We start from the raw sequence: 5,855 nt of genomic DNA on the forward strand, positions 1-5,855 counted from the left end.
GTCCACGCCAAGGGCCTGAAGATCGGCATCTACGAGTCGGCCGGCACCGCCACCTGCATGGGCGCCTACCCGGGCAGCCTCGACCACGAGGCGGCCGACGCGCGGCAGTTCGCCGGCTGGGGCATCGACCTGCTGAAGTACGACAACTGCAACAGCGGCAACCGGCCCTACCTGGACCGCTTCAAAGCGATGGGCGACGCGCTGAAGGCGACCGGCCGACCGATCGTCTACATGCTGTGCAGCTGGGGCAAGGACGCCCCGTGGTCGACGTACGGCCCGGCTTCCGGCGGGACGTCCTGGCGCACCACCGAGGACATCGGCAACTTCTGGTCCAACGGCTCGCAGTCCACGCCGATGGGCGTCGTCGACATCCTGGACGCCCAGGCAGGGCTGGAGCCGTACTCCGGGCCGAACGCCTGGAACGACATGGACATGCTGGAAGTCGGCAACGGCGGTCTGACCGACACCGAGTCCCGCGCCCACTTCAGCCTCTGGTCACTGCTGAACAGCCCGCTGATCCTCGGCAACGACCTGCGCACCCTCGACCCCGCCACCAAGGCGATCCTCACCAACCCCGAGGTCCTCGCGGTCGACCAGGACTGGGGCGGCTCCCAGGGCCGCCGGATGCGCGACCTCGGCGGCGGCCTCCAGGTGTGGGCGAAGCCGATGTCCGACGGGTCGGTGACGGCCGTCCTGTTCAACCGCTCCGCCGCCACCGCGACCATCACCACCAGCGCCGCCGAGCTCGGCCTCGGCGGCTCCGACATGTACACCCTGCGCGACCTGTGGGCCGGCACAGACTCGACCAGCACCGGCGCCGTCTCGGCGAGCGTCCCCAGCCACGGCGTGGTGATGTACCGGATCCACCGGGCCGGCACGACCGCCGCCGCCCGCCCGGCCGGCACCTACCAGGTGAGCGACCTCACCTGGCTCGCGTCCGGCAACGGCTGGGGCCCGGTCGAGCGCGACCGCTCCAACGGAGAACAGGCCGCCGGGGACGGGCGCACCCTGAAGATCGGCTCCACCACGTACGCCAAGGGCCTCGGCGCCCACGCCGACTCCGCCGTCCACCTGTGGCTCGGCGGCACCTGCAGCCAGTTCTCGGCCGATGTCGGCATCGACTCCGAGGTGCGCGCCAACCACGGCAGCGTGCGGTTCGCCGTGTACGGCGACGGGCGGCTGCTCGGCTACAGCGCACTCAAGACCTATGGCCCCGCGACCCGCCTGACGGTCGCCACCGGCGGTGCCCTGACACTCGAACTTCGGGTCACCGACGACCGCGACGGCAACGCCTACGACCACGCCGACTGGGCGAACGCCCAGCTCACCTGCTGAGCGACGGCCCCTGACAACCCGTCGTCGGCCGCCCGTTCGGCGGCCGACGACGGACCGCAGCGCATCGAGGCCAGTCGACCGTGATCCGCCCGCAGGCACCAGCCCGGTGAGCCGGCTGACGGCATCGACGCAGGGGTGGTCGGGCAGGCGCGACGCTGCTTACTGAAGGGCCGACAGGTCTCGATCACGGGCAGTAGCTGTGGCGGGGCGCTCGGCCTGGGGGCCACTTTGGGACCACACCTGATGAGCGCCGATGGTCCGAAACGGACAGCTGCCTGTTCAAGGGGTTCGGCTTCGAGCGCGGCGATGCGCTTTTCGGCGAAGCGGAGATTGGAGCGGGCGCCTTCGAGGCGTTCCTGCAGGGTGCGATGCTCGCGGGTGAGCTCCTGGACGCGCTGTTTGAGGGTGGTGTTCTCGCTGGTCAGGGACTGAAGGGACTCGCCGGGAACCATCTGGTCGAAGTCGCGGATCCGTGGCTGACCTGGCGCTATGCGTCGCGTAGGTGTCCGTGACGCTTCTCGGCTGCCGGTCCTCAACGCAGGACCGCCCGGGGTGGCAGCCCCGGGCGGTCCTGGTGCGGTGTTGTGCCGGCGCCGTGGCGCCTGCGGTCACACGCTGAATGGTTAGTCGATGAGCACAGCGCGCTCGATGACGACGTCGTCCTTCGGGACGTGCTTGAACTCGGCCACGGAGCCCGTGCTGACCTTTTCGACCGCGTCCACAGCCTCTTGCCCCTCGATCACCTGGCGCCCCGCCAAACGGCACCATCGCGCAGCGGAGGATGGTCACAGGACGCGCTTGTTGACGACCATGTGCCGTGAGAAGGGAGCGGTGTCGTTCCCCCACGAGATACTGGCGAAGACCTCTCCCCCGGGCGCGCCTTCGATCGACGGGGCGGCGTCGGAGGGCGAGGGGCCGCCGGTGCTGTGGTTCCAGCCCTGCCAGGTGTAGCCGCCGTCGGTGGAGCGGTTGGCCCGGGTGGCAGCCCGGGCCCACGCGGCGCGGCGATCGGGCTCTCGCCGTGGACCACCGTTGAAGATGCCTAGATGCAGTACCGGTGAACACCTGGGCATGGCTGAGGTTCACGCAGCGCAGGCCGCCCACCGGAACCTCGGACGGCCCGATCCGACGCCGGGTACGGCCCGGCCCCGCCGTCGGCGCCGCGTCACGAGGCCGGGGCGGCGTTGAGCTGCTCCTCGAGGGCCGCCAGCGTCCGGTAGCAGGACATCACCTGGGCGATGGAGGAGTTCGGCTCCCGGCCCTCGCGGATGGCGGCGACGAACTCGCGGTCCTGCAGTTCGATGCCGTCCATCGAGACGTCGACCCCGCTCACGTCGATCGGCTCGTCCTTGCCGGTGACCAGGTCGTCGTAGCGCGCCAGGTAGGTGCCGTCGTCGCCGATGTAGCGGAAGAACGTGCCGAGCGGCCCGTCGTTGTTGAACGAGAGCGACAGGGTGCAGATGGCCCCGTTCTGCGCGCGCAGCTGGATCGACATGTCCATCGCGATGCCGAGTTCGGGGTGGATCGGCCCCTGGATGGCGTTGGCCTGCACGATCGGCGATCCGGCCTGGTAGGCGAACAGGTCGACGGTGTGCGCGGCGTGGTGCCACAGCAGGTGGTCGGTCCAGGAGCGCTGCTGCCCGAGGGCGTTGAGGTTGGTGCGGCGGAAGAAGTAGGTCTGCACGTCCATCTGCTGGATCCGGAACCGCCCGGCCCGGATCCGCTGGTTGACCCACTGGTGGCTGGGGTTGAAGCGCCGGGTGTGCCCCACCATCGCGACGAGCCCGGTGCGCCGCTGCGCGGCCAGGCACGCCTCGGCGTCGGCGAGCGAGGCGGCCAGCGGGATCTCGACCTGGACGTGCTTGCCCGCCTCAAGGCAGGCCAGCGTCTGCGCGGCGTGCATCGGCGTGGGCGTGGCGAGGATGACGGCGTCGACGTCGTCCATCGCCAGCACCTCCTCCAGCGTCGCGACGCCTCGGCCCACGCCCTGCTCCTCGGCGAACTTCCGGGCGCTTTCGAGGGAACTGCTCACGACAGCGGTCACCTCGACGCCCTTGATCCGCCTGAGCGCGGCCGCGTGCTTGGCTCCGAAGGCGCCGCCTCCGGCGAGGGCGATCCGGACGGTCCGGTCGTCGGTCATGTCACTCCTTCACGGTGGGCGCTTCCGCCCGCGGGTGGTTCTCCAGGATCAGGTGTCCGACGGCGGTGTTGGACGCCGGCACGTGGTAGAAGCGGTGCTTGACCTCGATCTCACCACTTCCGTCGTTGTCGCTCATCGCGCCGCGGGCGATCAGCCACATGACCAGCTCGATGCCCTCCGAGCCCGCCTCCTCGACGTACTCCAGGTGCGGTACCCGCGCCAGGCCGGCCGGGTCCTCGACCAGTCGGTCCAGGAAGGCGTTGTCCCACGCGCGATTGATGAGGCCGGCCCGGGGGCCCTGCAACTGGTGGCTCATGCCGCCGGTGCCCCACACCTGGACCTTCAGCGGCCTGTCGTAGGACTCTATGGCCGTGCGCAGCGCCTGGCCGAGCCGGAAGCACCTGGCGCCCGAGGGCACGGGGTACTGCACCACGTTGACGTGGAACGGGATCACCTTGCACGGCCACGTCTCGACGTCCCCGAACATCAGTGACAGCGGGACGGTCAGGCCGTGGTCGACGCTCATTTCGTTGACGAGGGTGAGGTCGAAGTCGTCCCTGATGAGCGAGTGCGCGATGTGCGCGGCCAGGTCGGGGTGGCCTTCGATGCCCGGGACGGGCCGGGGCCCGTAGCCCTCGTCGGCGGTGGGGTAGACCGCGCCGGTGCCGAGCGCGAAGGTCGGGATCACCGACAGGTCGAACGTGGTGGCGTGGTCGTTGTAGACCAGGACCACCACGTCGGGGAGGTTCTCCTCCACCCACCGCTTGGAGTACTCGTAGCCGCCGAAGACGGGCTGCCAGTAGGGCTCGTCGGTCTTGTGGTGGTCCATCGCCGCGCCGATCGCCGGTACGTGCGAGGTGAAGACGGCGCCGGTGATCGTGGCGTGCTCGGCCGGCGGCGTGCGGTCGGCGTGCGCCGCTTCGAGGACGGCGCGGTCGATCCGGTTCCCCTCGACGGAGCGGCCGCCGCGGAGCATCATGTCGCGGTACTCCTGCTCGGTCATGCCGGTCATCGAGCCGGCCATCTGCTGGAAGGAAAGTCCCAGCGTGGCGCCCCACTTGGCGAGGAAGTAGATGTTGCCGCCCTCGCGCATCGCGGCGTTGAGGTCGCGGTCGAGCAGCGCCTGCTTCTGCTCCTCCCGCAGCGGCCATGCGTCGAGGTAGCCGCGCTCGTCGGCGAGGTAGTGCTCGCGGTTCTCCGCCGTCATCAGCGACATGCAGAACTGGTTGAGGTGGTAGCCCCTGGCGGACTGTTCGGCGTCGAAGACGGTCGTGCCCGGGACCAGTTGGTAGGTCTTGTCCAGCGACATGGTGGGGCTCCGATCGGGTGATGGGTCAGTCGGCGTCGGGCCAGTACAGGCGCATCGGGTTGTCGACGAGGAGTTTGTGGCGCAGCTCCGGCGTCGGCGCGATGTGCGGGACGAAGTCGACGAGCAGGCCGTCGTCGGGCATGTGGCCGGTGAGGTTCGGGTGCGGCCAGTCGGTGCCCCACAGCACCCGGTCGGGGAACTCCTCGACCACGCGCCGGGCGAACGGGACGCGGTAGGCCGTCCGTTCCCCGTCGAGGGCCGGCGGGCCGCTCACCGACAGCCGCTCCGGGCAGGTGACCTTGCACCAGATGTCGGGCCGGGCGCGCATGAAGTCCAGGAACGCCACGAACTCCGGGCCGTGCGGGTCCTTGGCGACATCGGGCCGGCCCATGTGGTCGACGACCAGCGGCACCGGGATCGAGAGGAGGAACTCGCGCAGGTCGGCGAGGTCGGCCGCCTCGAAGTAGACGACGACGTGCCAGCCGTACGGTCCGATCCGTTCGACGACGTCCCACAGGTCCTGCTGCGGCGCCGCGTCGACGAGCCGCTTGACGAAGTTGAACCGCACGCCGCGCACGCCGGCCTCGTGCAGTTCCCGCACCTGTGTGTCCTCGATCCCGGGACGTACCGTCGCGACACCGCGGGCCAGGCCCCCCGACGCTCGCAGGGCGTCAACCATGGCGCTGTTGTCGGCGCCGTGGCAGGTCGCCTGGACCACGATGTTGCGGGCGAAGCCCAGGTGGTCTCGCAGTTCGAAGAGCTGGTCCTTGGACGCCTCGCACGGGGTGTACTTGCGCTCGGGGGCGAACGGGAACTCCGCGCCCGGTCCGAAGACGTGGCAGTGGGCGTCGACGGCGCCCTCGGGCAGCCGGAACGTCGGGCGGCTCGGACCGGCGTACCAGTCCAGCCAGCCGGGGGTCTTCTCGAAGGTCGTCGCCATGCTCAGTCCTCGTACCGCAGTCCGAGCGCGCCCAGCGGGCCGCGCATGCCGTAGATGTCCAGGCCGAGTTCGCCCGCGCGGAACCTCGCGCGCTTGCCCGCCTCGGCCGCCTCGCGCCCGGCCGAGGCCGC

Annotated in this window: 5 protein-coding genes and 1 pseudogene; 1 reads left to right on the plus strand and 5 read right to left on the minus strand. The window is 70.4% G+C overall.

The genetic code is table 11. The features are described 5' to 3' along the window. On the plus strand, window positions 1-1,335 hold a 1,335-nt coding region (locus VR45_RS39050; RefSeq protein ID WP_045944713.1), incomplete at its 5' end, for an NPCBM/NEW2 domain-containing protein. Here the strand turns inward: VR45_RS39050 and VR45_RS47645 are convergent. From VR45_RS47645 to VR45_RS43500, 5 genes and pseudogenes are all read right to left on the minus strand, one after another. Further along, a complete protein-coding gene (locus VR45_RS47645; RefSeq protein ID WP_159394530.1) occupies window positions 1,293-1,787 on the minus strand; it encodes a hypothetical protein in 495 nt (164 codons plus the stop codon). The two genes, VR45_RS39050 and VR45_RS47645, sit on opposite strands and share 43 nt — an antisense overlap. Before the next feature lie 713 nt (window positions 1,788-2,500). Next, complete coding sequence (locus VR45_RS39055) at window positions 2,501-3,475, minus strand: Gfo/Idh/MocA family oxidoreductase (protein ID WP_045944714.1); 975 nt, start codon at window positions 3,473-3,475, stop codon at window positions 2,501-2,503. A gap of 1 nt (window position 3,476) precedes the next feature. Further along, window positions 3,477-4,784, minus strand: a complete 1,308-nt coding sequence (gene ligA, locus VR45_RS39060) for a protocatechuate 4,5-dioxygenase subunit alpha (RefSeq protein WP_045944715.1) — start codon at window positions 4,782-4,784, stop codon at window positions 3,477-3,479. Between the two features lie 25 nt (window positions 4,785-4,809). Then, window positions 4,810-5,724 (minus strand): amidohydrolase family protein, encoded by a 915-nt coding sequence (locus VR45_RS39065; RefSeq protein ID WP_045944716.1) that lies wholly within the window; start codon window positions 5,722-5,724, stop codon window positions 4,810-4,812. A 2-nt stretch (window positions 5,725-5,726) separates the two neighbouring features. After that, a pseudogene (locus VR45_RS43500) lies at window positions 5,727-5,855 on the minus strand (4-carboxy-4-hydroxy-2-oxoadipate aldolase/oxaloacetate decarboxylase); the annotation flags it as partial.

The sequence above is a fragment of the Streptomyces sp. NRRL S-495 genome (genome assembly GCF_000966955.1).
In the GTDB taxonomy this organism is placed as follows: domain Bacteria; phylum Actinomycetota; class Actinomycetes; order Streptomycetales; family Streptomycetaceae; genus Kitasatospora; species Kitasatospora purpeofusca.